This is a genomic window from Enterobacter asburiae, assembly GCF_008080435.1.
GTDB classification, from domain to species: domain Bacteria; phylum Pseudomonadota; class Gammaproteobacteria; order Enterobacterales; family Enterobacteriaceae; genus Enterobacter; species Enterobacter asburiae_C.
Genome location: NZ_VRKN01000006.1, coordinates 44,922 through 67,286, shown reverse-complemented (window position 1 = coordinate 67,286; position 22,365 = coordinate 44,922). Strand labels below are relative to the sequence as shown.

Below are 22,365 nucleotides of genomic sequence, written 5' to 3'. Positions count from 1 at the left end.
CCTCGTAGTGTGTTTTGTTATGAAAAAAGCGGCTAATCATAGCTCAGCGCAACGCATTTGAGAATGCTGGATTTTTGGCACTGCCGTGAGCGTCCAGTTGGCAATGGCTATTTTCAGCAGTTCGTCAATTCGCAGATCCCGCCATTCGTTGATTACATTCTGGTTGAGAAATCGCAGCGCGTCGATCAAAACAGGACGTGGATCGCCGTCTGGCAGGGCCGGGGCGTGGTTCTGCTTGGAGAGCTTAAAGCCCTGCGCATTGACCGCCAGCGGCAGATGGATGTAATCCGGCGCCGTCCAGCCAAACTGATGATAAAGCGATATTTGCCGTACGGTCGGTTCGACCAGGTCTGCCCCGCGCACAATTTCCGTCACGCCCTGAAAATGATCGTCGACGACCACGGCCAGGTTATAAGCAAACAGACCATCACGGCGGTGAATAATAAAATCTTCACATGCCAGACGTTCATCGGCATGAATTTCACCGGAGAGGAGATCGTTAAAGCACGTCACCGGGGAACGCTGCCGTATACGCACGGCGGCATTTTCCGGGGGATGGTTGAGCGTGCGGCAGTGCCCGTCATAGACGCCCCCTACGCTCTGGATACGCGCGCGGGTGCAGGTGCAGTTATAGGAAAGCCCCCGTTCGCGAAGCCAGGCCAGACGTTCCCGATAAGCCTCGTGACGTTTTGACTGCCAGAGAACCTCGTCATCCCAGTGAAGACCATAATGTTCCAGCTGACGCAGAATGGTGTCTGCAGCACCGGGAACTTCACGCGGAGGGTCAATATCTTCAATGCGTACGAGCCATTTTCCCAGACGGGCGCGAGCCTGCAGGTAGCTGCCGAGCGCGGCAATTAATGAGCCGAAGTGTAATTCACCGGAAGGAGATGGCGCGAAGCGCCCAATATAGTGTGATTCAGACATATCAACAGTAACAAGGCGGGAGAGACTCCCGCCTTTGGAGTGTGTAAACAGCGCTGGTATTAACCGGCCATCTGTTTTTCGCGGATTTCAGCCAGCGTTTTACAGTCGATGCACAGATCGGCAGTTGGACGCGCTTCCAGGCGACGAATACCGATTTCAACACCGCAGGATTCGCAGTAGCCAAAATCTTCGTCTTCGACTTTTTTCAGCGTTTTCTCGATCTTTTTGATCAGTTTGCGTTCGCGGTCACGGTTACGCAGTTCGAGGCTGAACTCTTCTTCCTGAGCGGCACGGTCTACCGGATCCGGGAAGTTAGCAGCTTCATCCTGCATATGAGTAACGGTGCGATCGACTTCATCCCTGAGTTGATTACGCCATGCTTCAAGAATACGCTTGAAGTGCGACAGCTGGGCTTCGTTCATATACTCTTCGCCCGGCTTCTCTTGATACGGCTCCACCCCAGCGATGGCGAGAATACTCAGGGACGATGTTTTACGGTTTTGCCCTTCTTGCATGTTGCTTCTCCTTAACACGCACTATCGATCCCCGTGTTGGGGGAAAAATCAGGTCGCTATAAATAGCAGATGCTTTTCCGGATGGCAATTATCTAAACGTAACACTTGACAAGCCTGTGAGGAAAAGCGTATTTGCGCACGCGGCCAGAACACTTATTCGTCAATCGTCTAATCCCTTATAAGACAATGGGAAGAGAGGATCTCAGAGTCATATTATCGGCAGAAAGTTCCGCTTTATAAGCGAAAACCTCCACCCCCTGCTTTTGTGCCTCATTCAACAATTGCGCGTATTTAGGATCAATATGGCGGGCAGGGGAGAAACGTTCAATGGCTGAATGCAACACTGCAAACAGCAATACGGCGCGTTTGCCCGCCGCCGCAACACTCATTAGCTCTCGCAGATGCTTCTGGCCACGTAGCGTTACCGCATCCGGAAAGAAGCCATTTTCCTGTTCCGCTAACGTCACTGATTTCACTTCAATATAGCACTCAGGCCGGTCTTCCGCCTGTAACATGAAGTCAATTCTGCTGCCTTCATCGCCATACTTCACTTCGCTTTTATGCGTACCGTAACCGACAAGCTCGGGAAGGGTGCCGTTGGTCAGCGCTTCCTTAACCAGCTGATTTGCACGCAGGGTGTTAACGCAAATAAATGCCCCATTTTGCGTCTCGGTCATTTCCCATGTGTGGGGATATTTGCGTTTCGTATTTTCTGATGTGGAATACCAGACGGTGTCACCTGGCGTCGCGCAGCCCGTCATGGCGCCGGTATTGGGGCAGTGCAGGGTGAGCTGTTCTCCTTCGGGGGTGATCACGTCGGCGAGGAAGCGTTTGTAGCGTTGGATAAGCGTAGCGTGCTGCAGGGGAGGACTAAACTTCATCAGAATTCCTTTCGGTGTTGCCCAGCGTCCAGCGCTGTAGCGGCGTATAGCGGGTGCGTCCCTGTGCAAAGACGGATTCGTAAAGCGCGAATCCGTTGACCGGAAAGGCCCAGTGAAAACCCGGCGGCGGGATGGCAACGGCCTGACCGGCATCGCGCAGCAGCGTGATATGGGGATGAAACGGCTGCGGGCTCTGATAACAGCCGCTGCGCGCCGCCTGCGCGCGCAGCATATTCGCCAGCTGTAATAATCCGCGCGGCGGCTGGCGCGTTCCCAGCCAGACCACGCGCGAACGCAGCCACTGACCCGCGTCGTCGAGGTGCAGCGTAAATTCTGGCTGGGCGATACGTCCGGCCATTGCGGCTAACGCCCGCTGTTTTTCGGCACTGACGTCGCCCAAAAAGGCCAGCGTCAGGTGCAGGTTGGCTGCCGCAACGGGGCGGCCAGCTTCCGGCGGGAAGCGATCGGCGCGCCAGCGAACAATTTGACGCTGTATCGTGGTGGGTAATTCAATGGCAAAAAACAGCCGTTTCGACTCAGGCATACGGAGGACTCGGTAATGATATGCGCCGATGCTACAATGTACGCCGACTAATGTTAACCCTCTGGAGCTGTTAGTGTCCTCATTGCCGGTCGCCGTCATTCTTCCTGAGCTTCTCGCTGCCTTACACCATGCCCCGCAGGTTTTGCTGAATGCCCCTACGGGTGCAGGCAAGTCGACCTGGCTGCCACTGCAGATTCTGAAAGACGGAAATATCAGCGGGAAAATTATCCTGCTGGAGCCGCGCAGGCTGGCCGCGCGCAACGTGGCGCAGCGACTGGCGGAACTGCTGAATGAAAAACCGGGCGAAACGGTAGGTTACAGGATGCGTGCTGAGACCTGCGTTGGCCCGACCACGCGTCTTGAAGTGGTCACTGAGGGTATTCTCACCCGCATGCTGCAAAACGATCCGGAGCTGACCGGCGTCGGGCTGGTGATCCTGGATGAATTTCACGAACGCAGCCTGCAGGCGGATCTGGCCCTTGCGCTGTTGCTGGATGTGCAACAGGGACTGCGCGACGATCTCCGGCTGCTTATTATGTCGGCCACGCTGGACAACGAGCGGCTACGACAGACATTACCCGATGCACCGGTCATCAGCTCAGAAGGGCGGGCGTTCCCGGTTGAACGCCGCTATCAACCGCTTCCCTCCCATCAGCGTTTTGACGAGGCCGTCGCCATTGCCACCGCTGAGTTGCTGCGCCAGGAAGCCGGTTCCCTGCTGTTGTTTTTGCCAGGTGTCGGTGAAATCCAGCGCGTGCAGGAGCAGCTTTCTACGCGCACAGGCGCTGATGTGCTGCTTTGCCCGCTCTACGGCGCGTTGTCGCTACAGGATCAGCGTAAAGCCATTCTTCCGGCCCCGGTGGGGCAGCGCAAGGTGGTGCTGGCAACCAACATTGCGGAAACCAGTTTGACCATCGAAGGTATTCGCCTGGTGGTGGATAGCGCGCAGGAGAGGGTGGCAAGCTTTGACCCGCGTACCGGGCTGACTAAACTCCTGACGCAACGCATTAGCCAGGCCTCGATGGTGCAGCGCGCGGGCCGTGCGGGGCGTCTTGAGCCGGGTATTTGCCTGCATTTGACCAGCGCGGAGCAGGCTGAACGCGCTGCACAGCAAAGCGCGCCGGAAATTTTACAAAGTGATTTGTCTGGTCTGGTGATGGATCTACTGCAGTGGGGCTGTCCGGACCCTGAGCAGCTCACCTGGCTTAATCCTCCGCCTGTCGTCAACCTCACCGCTGCGCGCACTCTGCTGACCCAGCTTGGCGCACTGGAAGGCGAGCGTCTGACGGCGCGTGGCCAGAAAATGGCGGCGCTGGGCAACGACCCGCGTCTGGCCGCGATGCTGGTGGCCGCGCAAGGGGAAGATGAAATTGCCACGGCGGCAAAACTGGCGGCTATTCTTGAGGAGCCGCCTCGCGGTGGCAGTAGCGATCTGGGGCAGGCGTTTTCGCGCAATCAGGGGAACTGGCAGCAGCGGGCTCAGCAGTTGTGCAAACGCCTGAATAGCCGGGGGGGATCGCCTGGCAGCGATAAAATTGCCTTCCTGCTGGCACAGGCCTTCCCGGACCGGATTGCCCGTCGGCGCGGGCTGGACGGTCGCTACCAGCTGGCAAACGGCATGGGGGCGATGCTGGACAGCGATGATGCGCTGACGCGACATGAATGGTTGATCGCGCCGCTGCTGCTGCAGGGCAGTCACTCCCCGGATGCGCGTATCCTGCAGGCGATTGCCGTAGAGATTGACGCCCTGACGCGTACCTGTCCGCAGCTGCTTCACCAATCGGACATCGTGGAGTGGGATGACGCCCAGGGCACGCTGAAGGCGTTTCGGCGCAGCCAGATTGGCAAACTGACGCTCGGGACGAAACCGCTGGCGAAACCCTCTGAAGAAGAGTTACACCAGGCCATGCTGAACGGTATTCGGGAAAAAGGGCTGAGCGCCCTGAACTGGACGCCGGAAGCTGAGCAATACCGCATTCGTCTGCACTGCGCCGCGAAGTGGCTACCGGAATATGGCTGGCCCGCGGTGGATGATGAGACGCTGCTTGATACGCTTGAGCAGTGGCTGCTGCCGCAAATGAGCGGCGTGCACTCCCTGCGAGCCCTTAAGGCGCTTGATGTTAAGACAGCGTTACAGAATTTACTGGACTGGTCATTACGTCAACGTCTGGATAGTGAACTGCCAGGGCATTACACTGTGCCGACCGGAAGCCGGATTGCCATCCGTTATCATGAGGATAATCCGCCGGCGCTGGCGGTTCGGATGCAGGAGATGTTTGGTGAGGCAATCACGCCGTCCATTGCTGAAGGGCGTGTGCCGTTAGTGCTTGCGCTGCTATCGCCTGCGCATCGTCCATTACAAATCACCCGAGATTTGGGGGCGTTCTGGGCGGGAAGCTACCGTGAAGTGCAGAAAGAGATGAAGGGGCGATATCCCAAACATGTCTGGCCGGACGATCCGGCGAATACGGCGCCGACGCGGCGAACGAAGAAATATTCGTGAGTTAGGTGAAAGAGGGGAGTGCGGCCAGAAAAGTGCGGCCTGATGCCCTCACCCCAGCCCTCTCCCACAGGGAGAGGGAGAAAACAAATTTTGAGAGATTTCTTCTTTCACAGGCCTGTGAAAGAAAAGAAAATCTGGCCTTTGCGCCTGAAAGTTGCGGAGAAAAAGCATGGCGGGGAATGACCGCGAGCCAATAGGACGTAAGGGAAAACCAACGCGTCCGGCGAAAGAAAAGATAAGCCGTCGTCGCCTCAGAGATGAGGACTATGACGATGACTATGAAGACGATTATGAGGATGAAGAACCGATGCCGCGTAATGGAAAAGGCAAAGGGCGTAAGCCTCGGGGCAAGCGCGGCTGGTTCTGGCTGCTGCTGAAGCTGTTTATTGTTTTTGTTGTGCTGATGGCGATTTACGGTGTGTATCTGGATCAGAAGATCCGCAGCCGTATCGACGGTAAAGTCTGGCAGCTACCTGCGGCAGTGTATGGTCGTATGGTGAACCTTGAGCCAGATATGTCCGTCACAAAGAATGAGATGGTTAAACTGCTGGAAGCCACCCAGTATCGTCAGGTGTCAAAAATGACGCGGCCTGGCGAATTTACCGTGCAGGCGAACAGCATTGAGATGATCCGTCGTCCGTTTGATTTCCCGGACAGCAAAGAGGGGCAGGTGCGCGCGCGTCTGACCTTTGACGGCGATCGTCTGGATACCATCGAGAACATGGATAACAACCGTCAGTTCGGTTTCTTCCGTCTCGATCCGCGTCTGATCACCATGCTTTCGTCGGCAAACGGCGAGCAGCGTCTGTTCGTGGCGCGTAACGGCTTCCCGGATCTGCTGGTCGATACCCTGCTGGCAACCGAAGACCGTCACTTCTATGAGCACGATGGCATCAGCCTCTACTCGATTGGTCGTGCGGTACTGGCTAACCTGACTGCCGGTCGTACCGTGCAGGGGGCGAGTACGCTGACTCAGCAGCTGGTGAAGAACCTGTTCCTCTCCAGCGAACGCTCTTACTGGCGTAAAGCGAACGAAGCCTACATGGCCGTGCTGATGGATGCGCGCTACAGCAAGGATCGTATCCTTGAGCTGTACATGAACGAGGTGTACCTCGGTCAGAGCGGCGATAACGAAATCCGCGGCTTCCCGCTGGCGAGTCTGTACTACTTTGGTCGTCCGGTGGAAGAGCTGAGCCTGGACCAGCAGGCGCTGCTGGTGGGCATGGTGAAAGGGGCGTCCATTTATAACCCGTGGCGTAACCCGAAGCTGGCCCTGGAGCGTCGTAACCTGGTACTGCGTCTGCTGCAACAACAGCAGGTGATTGACCAGGAGCTTTACGACATGCTGAGCGCACGTCCTCTCGGCGTTCAGCCGCGCGGTGGCGTGATTTCGCCTCAGCCTGCGTTTATGCAGCTGGTGCGTCAGGAGCTACAAAGCAAGCTCGGTGATAAGGTCAAAGATCTCTCCGGCGTGAAGATTTTCACCACCTTTGACTCCGTGGCGCAGGATGCGGCAGAAAAAGCGGCGGTGGAAGGCATTCCGGTGCTGAAAAAACAGCGCAAGCTGAGCGACCTGGAAACCGCGATGGTGGTGGTTGACCGTAACTCCGGCGAAGTTCGTGCAATGGTGGGCGGTGCCGAGCCGCAGTTCGCGGGCTACAACCGTGCCATGCAGGCGCGTCGCTCAATCGGCTCCCTGGCAAAACCTGCAACTTACCTTACTGCCCTGAGTCAGCCAAATCAGTATCGCCTGAATACCTGGATTGCGGATGCGCCGATCTCCCTGCGCCAGCCTAACGGCCAGGTCTGGTCGCCGCAGAACGATGATAAACAGTTCAGCGGTCAGGTCATGCTGGTGGATGCGTTAACCCGTTCAATGAACGTGCCAACGGTGAACCTGGGCATGTCGCTGGGTCTGCCAGCCATTACCGATACCTGGCAGAAGCTGGGTGTACCGAAAGATCAGCTGCATCCGGTACCGGCGATGATCCTGGGTGCGCTTAACCTGACGCCGATCGAAGTGGCCCAGGCATTCCAGACCATTGCCAGCGGGGGCAACCGCGCACCGCTGTCTGCCCTGCGTTCGGTGATTGCCGAAGATGGCTCCGTGCTGTATCAGAGCTTCCCGCAGGCGGAGCGTGCCGTTCCTGCTCAGGCTGCCTATATGACACTGTGGACGATGCAGCAGGTTGTGCAGCGCGGTACCGGGCGTCAACTGGGTGCGAAGTATCCGGGTCTGCATCTGGCGGGTAAAACCGGTACCACCAACAACAACGTTGATACCTGGTTTGCCGGTATTGATGGCCGTGAAGTGGTGATCACCTGGGTAGGCCGCGACAACAACCAGCCGACCAAACTGTACGGGGCGAGCGGGGCGATGTCGATTTACCAGCGCTATCTGGCAAATCAGTCACCGGTCCCCCTGAACCTTGTCGCGCCGGAAGATATCGTGGATATGGGCGTGGACAGTTCCGGTAACTTTGTCTGTGGCGGTGGAATGCGTACCCTACCGGTCTGGACGGCCAACCCGGACGCGCTGTGTCAGCAAAGCCAGCCTGAACAGCCGACGGGCAACCCGTTCGACCAGTCTTCTCAGCCGCAGCAGCAACAGCAGCAACAGCCGCAGCAGCAGAATGAGAAGAAAGACAGCGATGGCGTAGCCGGCTGGATTAAGGACATGTTTGGCGGAAACTGATTAGTTTCCTGAATAAAAAGCCGCTTTAATATAAAGCGGCTTTTTTTATGCTTTACACTTTGAAATTATTTAAAAAAATTAAATGTCAAATTTAGAATTTCTAAGTTTATCTATTTTTCATTTAAAACATGTGGTTGGAGTGAGTTGCATGTCACGCAATATTATCCACTCTGGACACAATGAAGAATAATCTGATGTAATCGCCTCAAGAAATTCACTGACTCAAAGAATATTACTATCGAGTGAGTGGCGTAACATGTTGGATAACATTCTAACGCAAAATATTTTTAGCGCGAATGGATGCCTCAATCATCAAATATAAGGATATTAGTATGAATAAGTTGATTGTTTCTTCTTTATTGGCCGGAAGCATTATGGCGTCTTTGTCGCTGCCGGTCTTTGCGGCGAATGATTCAGGTACGGTAAATTTCGCCGGAAAAATTGTGGCGGATACATGCGAGATCAATGTTGATGGCACGGGGACCAATACATCCACCGTCACATTCGCAGATACCTATCCTTCAGATTTTGGCATCGATGGTCAGGTCGGGACGTCTAAAGCCTTTAAGATTGAAGTGAAAAAATGTGACCCGCTGGTCGCCAACCTGAACCTCAAGTTCAGTGGCACAACAACAGACGCTGCGTACAAGCGTTTGAAGAACGATCTCTCCGGCGCAGGCAACGCCACTAACGTTGGCATTATTGTCAGCAATGATAACGGTGCCAAAGGTGATGTGGTCTTCGACGGTTCAGTACCGGATGCGGGTACCGACGTGGCTAACGATGCGACCGGCGCAGAGGCTTCTGTCTTTAACTACACCGCGAAAGTGATTCAGGTGGGGGATACCGCGCCAACCGCGGGGCATTACTCCTCCTCAGCCACATTTGAGGTTGTCTATCGCTAAACAATGACTGGCAGCCTGAACGGCTGCCTTCTGGAACGCTGTATGAAGACGTTATTTAAATTGTTATGTGGTTGTTTAATTATTTCTTGCTGTTCAGTGCAGGCAAGCATTGTTCTCGGTGGTACGCGAATTATTTATCCATCGAATAAATCTGAAGTACAAATAGCACTTAAAAATAAAGATCCTCATACGCGTTATCTGGTGCAAAACTGGGTGAGTTATCCCAATGATGCAAAAGCACCCTTTATTATTACGCCGCCTGTCTATAAGTTGCAGGAAAATCGTCAGACGCTGTTACACGTTATTTTTACCGGCGATAAAAATAGTCTGCCGGCCGATCGCGAATCTCTGTTTCTGGCGAATGTGAAATCCGTTTCTGCATTGTCTCCCGATCTGAAAGAGAAGAATACCCTGCAGTTCGCAATGAAAACGCGCCTGAAGCTTTTCTGGCGTCCCGCGCAGCTGAAGGAAGCTGATGCCCTGGGGGCCTATGAAAAAATCACGTTCCATCGTCAGGGTGACACGCTCGTCGCAAACAACCCCACGCCTTTTTACGTCTCCTTTGGCGAACTGGCCGTTGGCGGGAAAAGTGTACCGGTGAAAGAGACCAAAACCATGCCGGGCGCCATTTCAATGATGGTTGCACCGTTTAGCAGGCAGAGTTTCACGATACCAAAAGCGGCAAATGGCGCGGTTACCTGGACGGCTATCAATGATTTCGGCGCCCAGACTCCTCAACGCAAGCAGGCTCTTTAAATCGATCATGTTGGTATGTTATGTCGTCATCTTTACTTCACAAACAGGTACTGTCCGGGATCGCGCTGGCGCTGCTCGCCGCGATCCAGCCTGTAAGCGCGGATGACGAATTCAACCTGCAGATCCTTGAACTGGATACCCCTCTCGAAAATACCTCTACGCTAAAAAACTTTATCAATGACAACGGGTTACTTGCTGGAAGCTACCCCACGACGATAATGTGGGATCGGGACGTTCTGGATACACGTACGCTCACCTATGTGCTTTCTGATGATAAACAGCATCTGCTGCCGGAGCTGACCAAAGCGGACCTGCGTGAATACGGCGTGAAAGTGGACGCGATCCCGGATTTAAAGGCGCTGGATGACGAGGCTTACGTTCGGGACATCTCTCATTTCATTGAAAATGCGCGCTACGATTACGATCAGGATAACCAGACCCTGAAGCTGGTCATTCCGCAGATCTATCGCGATCACGCCGCCGCCGGGGCGATTAACCCGAAATTCTGGGATGACGGCGCGCCTGCCGCCTGGACAAGCTATCAGCTCAGCGGCTCTCAGCAGCACTATAGCTCGGGCAAAACCTCTTCAACCTGGCTGGGTCTGGAGTCGGGGATGAATCTTGGGGCGTGGCGACTGCGGAATAACAGCACCTGGAGCGACGCTTCCGGCTGGGAGACCATCGCCAGTACTTTACAACGTGACATCAAAACGTTGAAAAGCCAGCTTGAGATGGGCCAGACGTATACCAATGGCGAGCTTTTTGACAGCGTCCAGATGACCGGCGTGAAGCTGGAAACGGACACCGCTATGCTGCCAGTTAGCCAGCAAGGTTTTGCGCCTGTTGTGCGGGGTATTGCTAATAGCGACGCGAAAGTTACCATCAAGCAAAATGGCTACACCATCTATCAAACAAACGTCTCGCCGGGGCCTTTTGAGATCCGCGATTTAAGCCAGGTGACATCCGGAGCCGATCTGGAAGTGACCGTCGAAGAGGCGGATGGCAGCGAGCACAGCTTCATACAGGCCAGTGCGTCGGTGCCGGTGTTACAGCGAGAAGGCGGTTTTAAGTATTCGCTGGCAGCAGGGCGCTATCGCGGCAACGAAGGTGAAGATGAACCCACCTTTGCACAAGGTACGGCTATCTATGGTCTGCCTTACGGCGTCACGGCCTATACCGGCGCACTGGGGGCGTCACTGTATCATGCGCTGCTGCTGGGGCTTGGTGCTGACCTGGGGCGCTTTGGCTCCGCATCTGTCGACCTCACGGCCGCTCGTACCGCGTTTGATGACGGGCGTGACGATGCCAGCGGTTTATCATGGCGGGCTCAGTACTCCAAAGATATTCCCGACACGGGTACAACCGTCACGCTTGCCAGCTACCGCTATTCCACCTCGGGGTTTTATACCTTTCAGGAAGCTATCGATCAGCGTGACAGCGAGATCGATGACGGCATTTATACCTACCGCAGAACCAACAACCGCCGTAGCCGCATGCAGTTAAACCTTTCCCAGCGTATTTCAGACTGGGGCTCGGCTTATCTCAATGGCTATCAACAGGATTACTGGGATATGGACGGCCATGAGCGTAGCGTCAGCGCCGGGTTGAGCTCCAGCTGGCGCGATATCACCTGGTCAATAAGCTACAACCTGACCCGCACGCCGGATGCCGATACAGACCGGCAAATGGCGTTGACGGTCAACATTCCGTTATCAAAGTGGCTGCCTGATGCCTGGGCAACCTACAGCGCTAACACCGCCAGCGGTGGGTTTGTCTCGCATCAGGTCGGGCTCGGCGGTACCGCGCTGGAGGACAATAAGCTGAGCTATAACCTCCAGCAGACCTATGCCAATCACGATACCGGCTACGGCGGTAGCGTATCGGGACGTTACCGTGGGTCTTCCGGTGAGGTAGGGATGGGGTACAGCTACGGTGGCGATAACCGGCAGTGGAACTATAGCGCGCAGGGCTCGGTTGTTGCCCATGAGCATGGCGTGACGCTGGGGCAGCCCGTCCGGGACGCCTTTGCCATTGTCCATATCAAGGATGGCGATAACGTCAAAGTACAGAACGGGCGAGGCATTTATACCGATCGTTTTGGCAATGCGATTATCCCCTCCCTGACAGCCTACCGACATAACACCGTCACGGTGAATACTCAGGACCGTGACGATATCGATATTGATGCCGCGACGCAGGATCTTGTGCCAACCAAAGGGGCGATGATACCCGTCACGTTTGATGCACGCGTCGGGCAACGCGCACTTGTCACGTTGCTACAGCAGGGCAAGGCGGTGCCGTTTGGTGCGGTGGTTGCGCTGGATAACACCACCGCTATCGTGGGTGATGACGGCGAGGTCTATCTTTCTGGACTTCATGGGGCAACGACGTTCAGTGTGCAATGGGGGGAAGGGCGCGAACAGCAGTGTCAGGGGACGATTGATCTGCCCTCTGACAGCCGTGCCGGGATCGTTAAAACAACGGTAAACTGTCAATGAATCGGGTAACGCTATGAGCCAGACTTTTTCTGTAAAATCCTTTTTTGCGGTCGTGCTGTTGCTGGCAGTCGGGGGTTTTGTTCATCCGGCGCTGGCTAACTGTACGTTTAGCGGGGGGGATGGGAACGGTGGCGTGGTCACCTTTCAACTTCCGCCCGTTATTTTCCTCGAACCTGACACGCCCGTCGGCACAGTGATTTATGAAAACAGCGTGGAAAGCAACGAAATCAGGGTGAATTGTGGTGGGGCTGATGCACAGATCCGTCGGGGCTATTTGTCGCTAAAGGATACCGATGCGCGGGAGGATGTTATGCCTGGCGTCTACAAAACCAATGTGCCGGGTATTGGTGTCCGTGCCGCCTCATCGACCGAACAGTTTCCTGATTACACCGAGGAAAATATTACGCGTCCGATGCACAATGTCGGCATGATCCATGGCTTTTCAGAGAACACCTCGACGTTTCGCGCAATTGCACAGTTGATTGTGATTGGGAAGATTGAAGAGGGAGATCTGAATACTTCAGCGTTAACCTCTCAGGATATATTAGGCGGTGTGGTCATTGGCGAAATGCGTTTTTCGCCCACCAGCGTTCACATCACCACCAACACCTGTAATCTGGTCGACCGTAACATTTATGTGCCTCTGAAAACGGTTAATGTGCAGGATTTTGACGGGCAATACTCAGACATTCTTACCGACGGCAGTTTTAAGATTGAAATCACCGACTGTGCGGCGGGGACAAAGGTCGATTATCAGTTCACCAGCGCGGGTTCGACGGGGGTGACGAACGGCAATATCCTCGGCATTGCCGCAGGAGATTCCGCCGCTGCGGGTGTCGGCATCCAAATTCTCGACAAGAACAATACGGTGCTGCAGTTTGACCAGAACTACACGGCGATAACCAGTACGCAGGACAACGTTCCCGTTGAAATCCCTCTTAAGGCGCGCTACATCAAAACGGGGGAGGTTAAAGCGGGCAAAGTCGATTCCGTTGCCACGTTCGAGGTGTTTTACCGTTAACCCTCTCTGCCCGTTTCGGCGGGCTTTAGCGATCATTTCGCTAACCTCATTAACCCTCTCTTTTCATCTGGTTAATTCTTAAACCCTTAAATCTTGTAGGGCCGCTTACTGCTTGCTATGCAGTCAGCGTTTCGCATATTATTCTGGTGCTCATAATAATAATTCTCGTTTACGTTATCATTCACTTTTCCATCAGAGAACAACATGGCGCTTTCCAATACTGCTCAGCCCATTAACACGTCGCTGCGTAAAATCGCGGTTGTCGTCGCCACAGCGGTTGCCGGCATGTCTACTTACGCACATGCGGCCGAAACCCCGAAAAAAGAAGAAACCATCACCGTCACTGCCGCACCTGCTGCACAGGAAAGTGCCTGGGGGCCGGCACCGACGATTGCAGCAAAACGGACTGCAACAGCGACCAAAACTGATACCCCGATTGAGAAAACCCCGCAGTCCATTTCCGTGGTCACACGTGAAGAGATGGACATGAAACAACCGGGTACGGTTAAACAGGCTCTGGCCTATACGCCGAGCGTCTTCTCAACGCGTGGTGCATCAACGACCTATGATGTGGTTTCTATTCGTGGCTTCACGACTTCCAGCACTGTGAATACCAACCAGTATCTGGATGGCATGAAACTGCAGGGTGATAACTATTCGGAAGCGTCCATGGATCCGTATTTCCTTGAACGCGTTGAATTGCTGCGTGGCCCAACGTCCGTTCTGTATGGTAAAAGCCATCCGGGCGGGGTTGTGAGTATGGTTAGCAAGCGTCCAACTACTGAGCCGTTGAAAGAAATCCAGTTCAAAATGGGAACGGATAACCTGTGGCAAACCGGGTTTGACTTCAGCGATGCGATTGACGATGACGGCGTATGGGCGTATCGCCTCACCGGTCTGGGGCGCAGCGAAAATGCGCAGCAGGAAAGGGTGAAGTCTACCCGCTACGCGATTGCGCCTTCCTTCAGCTGGCGTCCTGATGATAAAACCGATTTTACTTTCCTGAGCAACTTCCAGAGCGATCCGGATGCAGGCTATTACGGCTGGCTGCCGCGGGAAGGCACCGTTGTGCCTTACTACGACGTGAACGGCAAAGCGCATAAACTGCCGACTGACTTCAATGAAGGCGAGGAAGATAATAAGATCTCCCGTCGTCAGAAAATGGTGGGTTATAGCTTCTCGCATCAATTCGATGACACCTTTACCGTGCGTCAAAACCTGCGCTACAGCAAAATCAATACCCTTTACCGCTCAGTCTACGGTAACGGCTATATCGCTCCGGCTCAGATCAGCCGTGCCTATGTCCGTTCTGATGAAGATCTGAATTCGTTCACGGTTGATACTCAACTTCAGTCCAAATTTGCGACCGGCGCAGTTGACCATACCCTGTTAACAGGTGTCGATTACCTCCGCATGCGTAATGACATTAATGCTGATTATGGCACTGCTGATCCTCTCAGCATGACGAAGCCTGAGTATGGTAATCCGAACGTCGATGTTTACTACTTGTATCAAATGCTTAACCGTCAGGAGCAAACGGGCCTGTACGCTCAGGATCAGGCTGAATGGGATAAGTGGGTACTCACAATGGGTGGCCGCTATGACTTCGCAAAAACGTCTGCCCTGAACCGCGCTAGCGGAACCACCGCGGAAATTAACGACCAGGCATTCACCTGGCGTGGGGGCATTAACTACCTGTTCGACAACGGTATCACGCCGTACTTTAGCTACAGCGAATCCTTCGAACCGATTTCTGGAACGACCCAGGGCGGCAAGCCGTTCGATCCGGCTCGTGGCAAGCAGTATGAAGCAGGCGTGAAGTATGTCCCGAAAGATCTGCCTGTTGTTGTCACTGCAGCGGTGTACCAGCTGACCAAAAATAACAACCTGACCGCCGATCCTGCGAACCCGACCAGCGGCTTTAGCGTGCAGGGAGGTGAAATTCGCTCCCGTGGTTTCGAACTGGAAGCGAAAGCGGCCGTGTCTGCTAACGTCAACGTGACGGCATCCTACAGCTATACAGATGCGGAATATACCCACGACACCTGGTATGAAGGCCGTCGTCCTGCGGAAGTGCCACGCAATATGGCCTCTCTGTGGGCGGATTACACCTTCCACGAAACGGCGCTGAGCGGTCTGACTGTCGGTGCGGGTACCCGTTATATCGGTAATACCGTGTCCTACTACTCTGCCGCGTCGCCGAAAGCCTACGAGTCGTTTAACGTTGCGGGTTACGCGCTGGCAGATGCGGCTGTGAAATACGATCTGGCGCGCTTCGGACTGCCGGGCTCTTCTGTCGGCGTCAACGTGAACAACATCTTTGACCGCGAGTACGTTTCCAGCTGCTATAGCGAGTATGCATGCTACTGGGGAGCAGGACGTCAGGTTGTTGCCACCGCGACCTTCCGCTTCTAATCTCTCTTCGGGCACGGTTCGCCGTGCCCTTTTTATTTAAGTTGGCTGATATGCAGGATATTCAAACGCAACCCGACACCACCTTTACGCTCAATCATCTCTCCTTTCGCGTACCCGGACGCACTCTGCTGCATCCGCTCTCTTTGACGTTCCCTGCCGGTAAAGTGACGGGCCTGATTGGTCACAACGGTTCCGGTAAATCCACGCTGCTCAAGATGCTGGGGCGCCATCAGCCGCCGTCGGAGGGCGATATTCTGCTGGATGACCAACCGCTGGAGAGCTGGAGCAGTAAAGCCTTTGCCCGCAAAGTGGCCTATCTGCCGCAGCAGCTGCCGCAGGCAGAAGGGATGACGGTGCGTGAACTGGTGGCGATTGGGCGTTATCCGTGGCACGGGGCACTTGGGCGCTTCGGCGTCGCCGACAGAGATAAAGTGGAAGAGGCGATTGCGCTGGTCGGGCTAAAACCGCTGGCGCACCGTCTGGTGGATAGCTTGTCCGGCGGCGAACGTCAGCGCGCGTGGATTGCGATGCTGGTGGCGCAGGACAGCCGCTGTCTGCTGCTGGATGAACCGACCTCTGCGCTGGATATCGCACATCAGGTCGACGTGCTGGCGCTGGTGCATCGCTTGAGCCAGCAGCGTGGTCTGACGGTCATTGCGGTCCTGCACGATATCAACATGGCGGCGCGTTATTGTGACTACCTCGTCGCGCTGCGCGGGGGCGAGATGATTGCCCAGGGTACACCGGCAGAGCTGATGCGCAGCGAGACGCTGGAACATATTTACGGTATTCCGATGGGTATTCTGCCTCACCCGGCCGGGGCTGCACCGGTGAGTTTTGTCTACTGATGCTGGAGAACACACGCATTAGCCGCCGTCGCCTGCTGACGGCGATGGCGCTCTCGCCGCTGCTGTTAAAAATGAATACAGTGCGCGCTGCCGCCGTCGATCCGCACCGTATTGTGGCCCTGGAGTGGCTGCCGGTCGAACTGATGATGGCGCTCGGCGTCACACCCTATGGTGTGGCGGACATTCCTAACTATAACCTCTGGGTAAACGAGCCGAAACTGCCGGACTCGGTGATCGACATCGGCCTGCGAACGGAGCCAAACCTTGAACTGCTCACCCAGATGAAGCCCTCGTTCATGTTCTGGTCAGCGGGCTACGGTCCGTCAGAGGAGACCGTGGCGCGCATTGCGCCAGGACGTGGATTCGCTTTCAGCGACGGTAAAAAACCGCTGGCTATGGCGAAAAACTCAATTAACGAGATGGCGCGTTTCCTCAACCGCGAGGTGGAGGCCAAAAAACATCTCGATGAATTTGATGCCCTGATTGACTTTCTGAAGCCGCGCTTTGCTCATCGGGGCGATCGTCCGCTGCTGATGGTGACGCTGCTGGATGCCCGCCATATGCTGGTTTTCGGTAAAAACTGTCTGTTCCAGGAGGTGCTCGACAGTTTTGGCATTCGCAATGCCTGGGAAGGGGAGATGACGTTCTGGGGCAGTACCGCCGTGGGTATCGATCGTCTGGCGGCGTTTCGCGATGTCGATGTGCTGTGTTTCGACCACGGCAACGAACGCGCCATGCAAACCCTGATGGCGACTCCACTCTGGCAGGCGATGCCGTTTGTGCGCGAGCAGCGCTTCCAGCGCACCCCGGCGGTTTGGTTCTACGGTGCGACGCTGTCGGCCATGCATTTTGCCCGCGTGCTGGATAACGCCCTGGGAGGTAAAGCATGAGTACGCGTATCGCCCGCTTCCCGGCGCTGCTGTTATCCCTGCTTTTTTTGGTTGCGCTGGTATTAACCGGGTTCAACCTCTCGACGGCGTTACCCCGCGCGCAGTGGGGGGCCGCTCTGGCCTCGCCGGATATCGACAATATTCAGCAGATGCTGTTCCACTACAGCCTGCTGCCGCGTCTGGCGATCTCCCTTTTAGTCGGCGCCGGTTTAGGGCTGGTGGGCGTGCTTTTCCAGCAGGTTTTACGTAACCCGCTGGCAGAGCCAACCACGCTCGGCGTCGCGACCGGTGCACAGCTTGGGATCACCATCACCACGCTGTGGGCGCTGCCGGGAGCGTTAACTTCGCAGTTTGCAGCACTCGCGGGGGCGTGCGTGGTGGGCGCGCTGGTCTTTGGCGTGGCCTGGGGCAAGCGCCTTTCTCCGGTAACGCTTATTCTGGCCGGGCTGGTGGTGAGCCTCTACTGTGGCGCGATCAACCAGCTGCTGGTGCTGTTTCACCACGACCAACTGCAAAGCATGTTTATGTGGAGCACAGGGACGCTGACCCAGACCGACTGGAGCATTGTGCAGCGCCTGTGGCCGCAACTGGCTGGCGGTGTTGTGCTGACGCTGCTGCTCCTGCGTCCTCTGACGCTCATGGGGCTGGATGATGGCGTGGCGCGTAACCTGGGGCTGGCACTGTCGCTGGCTCGCCTGGCGGCGCTGACGCTGGCGATTGTATTGAGTGCCCTGCTGGTGAACGCGGTCGGCATCATCGGGTTTATCGGCCTGTTTGCGCCCCTGCTGGCGAAAATGCTCGGGGCGCGTCGTTTACTGACGCGTCTGATGCTGGCGCCGCTGATTGGGGCGCTGATCCTCTGGCTTTCCGATCAGCTTATTCTCTGGCTGGTGCAGGTCTGGAGGGAAGTATCCACCGGCTCTGTGACCGCGCTTATCGGGGCGCCGCTGCTGCTGTGGCTGCTCCCGCGCCTGCGCAGCATGAGCGCACCGGCGATGGACGCGGGCGATAAAGTCTACGCTGAACGTCAGTCGGTGCTGTGGTTTAGCCTGGCCGGTCTGGCGGTGCTGATTATCGCCGCGTTCGCGGCGCTCTCATTCGGACGCGATGCCTCGGGCTGGCACTGGGCAACGGGTGATTTACTCAATGAACTGCTGCAGTGGCGCTGGCCGCGAATAGTTGCTGCGCTGATCGCTGGGATGATGCTGGCGGTGGCGGGGTGCATTATTCAGCGTCTGACCGGCAACCCGATGGCAAGCCCTGAAGTGCTTGGAATTAGCTCTGGCGCCGCCTTTGGCGTGGTGCTGATGCTGTTCTTCGTGCCGGGCAATGCGTTTGGCTGGCTGATGCCTGCCGGCAGTATCGGTGCGGCAGCCACGCTGATGATTATCCTGATAGCCGCTGGTCGCGGCGGGTTTTCACCGCACCGCATGCTGCTAGCCGGCATGGCGCTCAGTACCGCATTTACGATGCTGCTGATGATGCTGCAGGCAAGCGGCGATCCGCGTATGGCGAAGATCCTGACCTGGATTTCCGGCTCAACGTACAACGCCACCGGCAGCCAGGTGGTCTGGTCCGGGATCGTGATGCTCGTGCTGCTGGCGATTGTGCCGCTGTGCCGCCGCTGGATGACCATTCTGCCGCTCGGCGGTGAAACCTCACGTGCGGTGGGAATGGCGCTGACGCCAGCGCGTGTGGCCTTGCTGCTGCTGGCGGCGTGCCTGACGGCGACGGCCACCCTGACGATTGGACCGCTGAGTTTTGTCGGATTAATGGCGCCGCACATTGCCAGAATGATGGGATTCCGCCGGACGATGCCGCATATCGTGATGTCGGCCCTGACGGGCGGGGTGATGCTGGTGTTTGCGGACTGGTGCGGAAGAATGGTGCTGTTCCCGTATCAGATCCCGGCGGGTCTGCTGTCGACCTTTATCGGTGCGCCGTATTTTATTTATCTGTTGAGAAAGCAGAGCCGGTAATAAAAGTAAACGGCAATCCTGAGATTGCCGTTTTAGTGTTTGCTCCCTCTCCCCGTGGGAGAGGGTTGGGGTGAGGGCATCAAGCCGCACATCTTACAACTTCGCAAACACCTTACGCGCAGCGTCGATGGTGTTGTTGATATCGTCTTCGCTGTGCGCCACTGACATAAAGCCTGCTTCGAACGCGGACGGCGCCAGGTATACCCCTTCTTCCAGCATCAGGTGGAAGAAGCGTTTGAAGCGTTCAACGTCGCACTTCACCACGTCCTGATAGCAGGTCACGGTTTTTGCATCGGTGAAGAAAATCCCGAACATGCCGCCCACGTGGTTAACCACCAGAGGGATACCGGTCTCTTCTGCGGCTTCCAGCAGACCGTTTGCCAGCTGCGTGGTCAGGTCGGTCAGGGTCTCGTGAATGCCTGGCTGAGCCACTTCGGTCAGGCAGGCAAAGCCCGCAGCCATGGCGATGGGGTTACCGGAGAGCGTGCCCGCCTGGTAAACCGGGCCGGTTGGCGCCAGGGCTTCCATCACGTCCTTACGACCACCGAATGCGCCAACAGGCATGCCGCCGCCGATGATTTTGCCGAGGCAGGTCAGGTCCGGCTCAACGCCATAGTAAGACTGGGCACCCGCCAGCGCCACGCGGAAGCCGGTCATGACTTCATCAATGATCAGCAGCGCGCCGAACTCATCGCACAGGGCGCGCAGGCCCGGCAGGAACTCAGGCTGCGGTGGGATGCAGTTCATGTTGCCTGCAACCGGCTCAACGATGATGCAGGCGATCTCCTGCGGATACTGCTCGAACGCCGCGCGAACGGTAGCAAGATCGTTGTAGGTGCAGGTCAGGGTGTGCTTCGCGAAATCTGCCGGTACGCCAGGTGAGTTTGGCTGGCCGAGCGTCAGCGCACCGGAACCGGCTTTCACCAGCAGACAGTCCGCATGACCGTGGTAACAGCCTTCGAATTTGATGATTTTATCGCGGCCCGTAAAACCACGCGCCAGGCGAATGGCGCTCATGGTGGCTTCGGTACCGGAGTTCACCATACGCACCATGTCCATGGTGGGCACCAGTTCGGTGACCAGCTCCGCCATCTTCACTTCCATTTCGGTTGGTGCGCCGAAGCTCAGGCCGCGCTGGGCGGCTTCGATTACCGCGTTACGAATGGCAGGATGGTTGTGCCCCAGCACCATCGGCCCCCAGGAACCCACATAATCGATATAGGCTTTGCCATCGACATCATACAGATACGCGCCGTCAGCACGTTCGATAAACAGCGGCGTACCGCCCACGCCGGTGAAGGCGCGCACAGGTGAGTTCACGCCACCCGGAATAAGCTCGCGGGCTGCACTGTAGAGGTTTTCAGACTTGCTCATGGCGTCGTTCCTGGTTCGTATAAAATGATTAAGCCCACTATTCTAAGTGATTCGGGGAAGGTTATGAAATTTTTAGCCGGGTAATGCTTTAAGATTTGTTAAGTAATTTTCAGGAGACGGTAGGGCAGTCTCTGGTAAAATCCTCGCGGCTTTTTGTATGACGAATAAGAACAGGACATGAAATCAGATTCTCCGTCTTTTGAAGAACAACAGTTTACGCGCGCCCGGCACCGGATCAGTATTCGGCGGCTGCTCAATCGCGATAAAACGCCGCTGGCGATCCTGCTGGCCGCTGCCGTGGTGGGGACTCTCGCGGGTCTGGTTGGCGTGGCGTTTGAAAAAGCGGTCAATGCCGTGCTCAACTGGCGAGTGGGCACCGTGGCCGGTTTCGCCGATAGCGAATGGCTGGTCTGGGTTTGGGCATTCGGGCTGTCGGCGCTGTTTGCCATGGTAGGGTATTTTCTGGTGCGTAAATTCGCGCCGGAAGCGGGGGGATCGGGCATCCCGGAAATTGAAGGTGCGCTGGAGGAGCTGCGTCCGGTGCGCTGGTGGCGGGTGATTCCGGTTAAATTCATCGGCGGCATGGGGACTTTGGGCGCGGGCATGGTGCTTGGCCGGGAAGGGCCCACGGTACAGCTGGGGGGGAACGTCGGCCGCATGGTGGGCGATCTGTTCCGGATGCGAAGCGCCGAAGCGCGCCATACGCTATTGGCCACCGGTGCGGCGGCGGGCCTTTCCGCCGCGTTTAACGCCCCGCTGGCGGGCATTTTGTTCATTATCGAAGAGATGCGCGCGCAGTTCCGCTACAACCTGATCTCCATTAAAGCGGTGTTTACCGGCGTCATTATGTCGAGCATCGTGTTTCGCATCTTTAATGGCGAAGGAGCGGTCATTGAGGTGGGGAAACTGACCAACGCGCCGGTCAACACCCTGTGGCTTTACCTGATCCTCGGCATGATTTTTGGCGTGGTGGGGCCGCTGTTTAACACGTTTATCCTGCGCACTCAGGATATGTTCCAGCGTATTCACGGTGGAAACACCACGAAATGGGTGCTGATGGGTGGTCTGCTGGGCGGAATGTGTGGCGTACTCGGGTTTATTGAGCCGAATGCCGCAGGCGGCGGGTTCGGGCTGATTCCCATTGCGGCGGCGGGGAATTTCAGCGTGGGTCTGCTGCTGTTTATGTTTATTTCAAGAGTCATCACGACGGTGCTGTGCTTCTCCTCCGGTGCGCCCGGCGGGATTTTCGCCCCGATGCTGGCGCTGGGGACATTGCTGGGCACCGCGTTTGGTATGGCGGCTGAAGCGGGTTTTCCCGCCTATCATCTTGACGCCGGGACTTTTGCCATCGCCGGAATGGGGGCGCTGCTGGCCGCATCCCTGCGTGCGCCGTTGACCGGGATCGTGCTGGTGCTGGAGATGACGGACAATTACCAGCTCATTTTGCCAATGATCATTACCTGTCTCGGCGCGACACTATTAGCCCAGTTCCTGGGTGGAAAACCGCTATACTCCACCATCCTTGCGCGTACCCTGGCAAAACAAGAGGCTGAGCGGGCCGCCACGCAGAATACTTGAATGAATTACCAGGGTATTAGATAATGACACAAAGAA

16 protein-coding genes are annotated in these 22,365 nt (G+C 56.2%); 11 read left to right on the top strand and 5 right to left on the bottom strand.

The genetic code is table 11. From position 1 onward, the window contains the following. Positions 1-36: 36 nt before the first annotated feature. The 4 genes from gluQRS to thpR all read right to left on the bottom strand — a co-directional run bounded on the left by gluQRS (position 37) and on the right by thpR (position 2,867). Positions 37-927 (bottom strand): tRNA glutamyl-Q(34) synthetase GluQRS, encoded by an 891-nt coding sequence (gene gluQRS / locus FU672_RS13380; RefSeq protein ID WP_148243593.1) that lies wholly within the window; start codon positions 925-927, stop codon positions 37-39. Between the two features lie 59 nt (positions 928-986). After that, positions 987-1,442: an RNA polymerase-binding protein DksA gene (gene dksA / locus FU672_RS13375; RefSeq protein ID WP_001155232.1), complete on the bottom strand. Its 456-nt coding sequence runs from the start codon at positions 1,440-1,442 to the stop codon at positions 987-989. Positions 1,443-1,618: 176 nt separating this feature from the next. Continuing rightward, positions 1,619-2,323, bottom strand: coding sequence for a DNA/RNA nuclease SfsA (sfsA, locus tag FU672_RS13370; RefSeq protein ID WP_148243592.1), 705 nt, complete (start codon positions 2,321-2,323; stop codon positions 1,619-1,621). Beyond that, positions 2,313-2,867 (bottom strand): RNA 2',3'-cyclic phosphodiesterase, encoded by a 555-nt coding sequence (thpR, locus tag FU672_RS13365; protein WP_148243591.1) that lies wholly within the window; start codon positions 2,865-2,867, stop codon positions 2,313-2,315. The genes sfsA and thpR overlap by 11 nt, the downstream gene beginning before the upstream one ends. 73 nt (positions 2,868-2,940) lie before the next feature. Here thpR and hrpB point away from each other — a divergent pair, with 73 nt between their 5' ends. From hrpB to fhuB, 10 genes are all read left to right on the top strand, one after another. Further along, on the top strand, positions 2,941-5,370 hold the full coding sequence (gene hrpB / locus FU672_RS13360; protein WP_148243590.1) for an ATP-dependent helicase HrpB: 2,430 nt from the start codon (positions 2,941-2,943) through the stop codon (positions 5,368-5,370). A 169-nt stretch (positions 5,371-5,539) separates the two neighbouring features. Beyond that, complete coding sequence (mrcB, locus tag FU672_RS13355; RefSeq protein WP_148243589.1) at positions 5,540-8,065, top strand: bifunctional glycosyl transferase/transpeptidase; 2,526 nt, start codon at positions 5,540-5,542, stop codon at positions 8,063-8,065. 296 nt (positions 8,066-8,361) lie between these two features. Further along, entirely contained in the window at positions 8,362-8,970 is a 609-nt protein-coding gene (locus FU672_RS13350; RefSeq protein WP_148243588.1) for a fimbrial protein, read from the top strand. A gap of 42 nt (positions 8,971-9,012) precedes the next feature. Continuing rightward, the gene (locus tag FU672_RS13345) at positions 9,013-9,726 is read left to right on the top strand and encodes a fimbrial biogenesis chaperone (protein ID WP_148243587.1); all 714 of its coding nucleotides are present in this window, start codon (positions 9,013-9,015) and stop codon (positions 9,724-9,726) included. A gap of 20 nt (positions 9,727-9,746) precedes the next feature. After that, positions 9,747-12,224 carry a fimbria/pilus outer membrane usher protein gene (locus FU672_RS13340; RefSeq protein WP_148243586.1) on the top strand — a complete coding sequence of 826 codons (2,478 nt, stop codon included), beginning with the start codon at positions 9,747-9,749 and terminating at the stop codon, positions 12,222-12,224. A gap of 13 nt (positions 12,225-12,237) precedes the next feature. Then, a complete protein-coding gene (locus FU672_RS13335; RefSeq protein WP_148243585.1) occupies positions 12,238-13,245 on the top strand; it encodes a fimbrial protein in 1,008 nt (335 codons plus the stop codon). Positions 13,246-13,449: 204 nt separating this feature from the next. Then, positions 13,450-15,660, top strand: coding sequence for a ferrichrome porin FhuA (gene fhuA / locus FU672_RS13330; RefSeq protein ID WP_148243584.1), 2,211 nt, complete (start codon positions 13,450-13,452; stop codon positions 15,658-15,660). A 50-nt stretch (positions 15,661-15,710) separates the two neighbouring features. Beyond that, positions 15,711-16,508 (top strand): Fe3+-hydroxamate ABC transporter ATP-binding protein FhuC, encoded by a 798-nt coding sequence (fhuC, locus tag FU672_RS13325; protein ID WP_148243583.1) that lies wholly within the window; start codon positions 15,711-15,713, stop codon positions 16,506-16,508. Further along, positions 16,508-17,398, top strand: coding sequence for a Fe(3+)-hydroxamate ABC transporter substrate-binding protein FhuD (gene fhuD, locus FU672_RS13320; protein ID WP_148243582.1), 891 nt, complete (start codon positions 16,508-16,510; stop codon positions 17,396-17,398). Before fhuC ends, fhuD begins: the two co-directional genes overlap by 1 nt. Next, positions 17,395-19,377 (top strand): Fe(3+)-hydroxamate ABC transporter permease FhuB, encoded by a 1,983-nt coding sequence (gene fhuB, locus FU672_RS13315; protein ID WP_148243581.1) that lies wholly within the window; start codon positions 17,395-17,397, stop codon positions 19,375-19,377. The genes fhuD and fhuB overlap by 4 nt, the downstream gene beginning before the upstream one ends. 93 nt (positions 19,378-19,470) lie before the next feature. Here the strand turns inward: fhuB and hemL are convergent, their stop codons facing one another. Further along, a complete protein-coding gene (gene hemL / locus FU672_RS13310; RefSeq protein WP_148243580.1) occupies positions 19,471-20,751 on the bottom strand; it encodes a glutamate-1-semialdehyde 2,1-aminomutase in 1,281 nt (426 codons plus the stop codon). 177 nt (positions 20,752-20,928) lie between these two features. On the opposite strand from hemL, the gene clcA reads away from it, so the two are divergent. After that, a complete protein-coding gene (gene clcA, locus FU672_RS13305) occupies positions 20,929-22,329 on the top strand; it encodes a H(+)/Cl(-) exchange transporter ClcA (protein WP_148243579.1) in 1,401 nt (466 codons plus the stop codon). Positions 22,330-22,365: the final 36 nt, after the last annotated feature.

Excerpts from the sequence above, each read along its gene's own strand:
- fhuA (WP_148243584.1), top strand. The coding sequence starts at position 13,450 with ATGGCGCTTTCCAATACTGCTCAGCCCATTAACACGTCGCTGCGTAAA.
- clcA (WP_148243579.1), top strand. The coding sequence starts at position 20,929 with ATGAAATCAGATTCTCCGTCTTTTGAAGAACAACAGTTTACGCGCGCC.
- mrcB (WP_148243589.1), top strand. The coding sequence starts at position 5,540 with ATGGCGGGGAATGACCGCGAGCCAATAGGACGTAAGGGAAAACCAACG.
- sfsA (WP_148243592.1), bottom strand. The coding sequence starts at position 2,323 with ATGAAGTTTAGTCCTCCCCTGCAGCACGCTACGCTTATCCAACGCTAC.
- FU672_RS13335 (WP_148243585.1), top strand. The coding sequence starts at position 12,238 with ATGAGCCAGACTTTTTCTGTAAAATCCTTTTTTGCGGTCGTGCTGTTG.
- FU672_RS13345 (WP_148243587.1), top strand. The coding sequence starts at position 9,013 with ATGAAGACGTTATTTAAATTGTTATGTGGTTGTTTAATTATTTCTTGC.
- fhuB (WP_148243581.1), top strand. The coding sequence starts at position 17,395 with ATGAGTACGCGTATCGCCCGCTTCCCGGCGCTGCTGTTATCCCTGCTT.
- FU672_RS13340 (WP_148243586.1), top strand. The coding sequence starts at position 9,747 with ATGTCGTCATCTTTACTTCACAAACAGGTACTGTCCGGGATCGCGCTG.
- fhuD (WP_148243582.1), top strand. The coding sequence starts at position 16,508 with ATGCTGGAGAACACACGCATTAGCCGCCGTCGCCTGCTGACGGCGATG.
- fhuC (WP_148243583.1), top strand. The coding sequence starts at position 15,711 with ATGCAGGATATTCAAACGCAACCCGACACCACCTTTACGCTCAATCAT.
- dksA (WP_001155232.1), bottom strand. The coding sequence starts at position 1,442 with ATGCAAGAAGGGCAAAACCGTAAAACATCGTCCCTGAGTATTCTCGCC.
- hemL (WP_148243580.1), bottom strand. The coding sequence starts at position 20,751 with ATGAGCAAGTCTGAAAACCTCTACAGTGCAGCCCGCGAGCTTATTCCG.
- thpR (WP_148243591.1), bottom strand. The coding sequence starts at position 2,867 with ATGCCTGAGTCGAAACGGCTGTTTTTTGCCATTGAATTACCCACCACG.
- gluQRS (WP_148243593.1), bottom strand. The coding sequence starts at position 927 with ATGTCTGAATCACACTATATTGGGCGCTTCGCGCCATCTCCTTCCGGT.
- FU672_RS13350 (WP_148243588.1), top strand. The coding sequence starts at position 8,362 with ATGGATGCCTCAATCATCAAATATAAGGATATTAGTATGAATAAGTTG.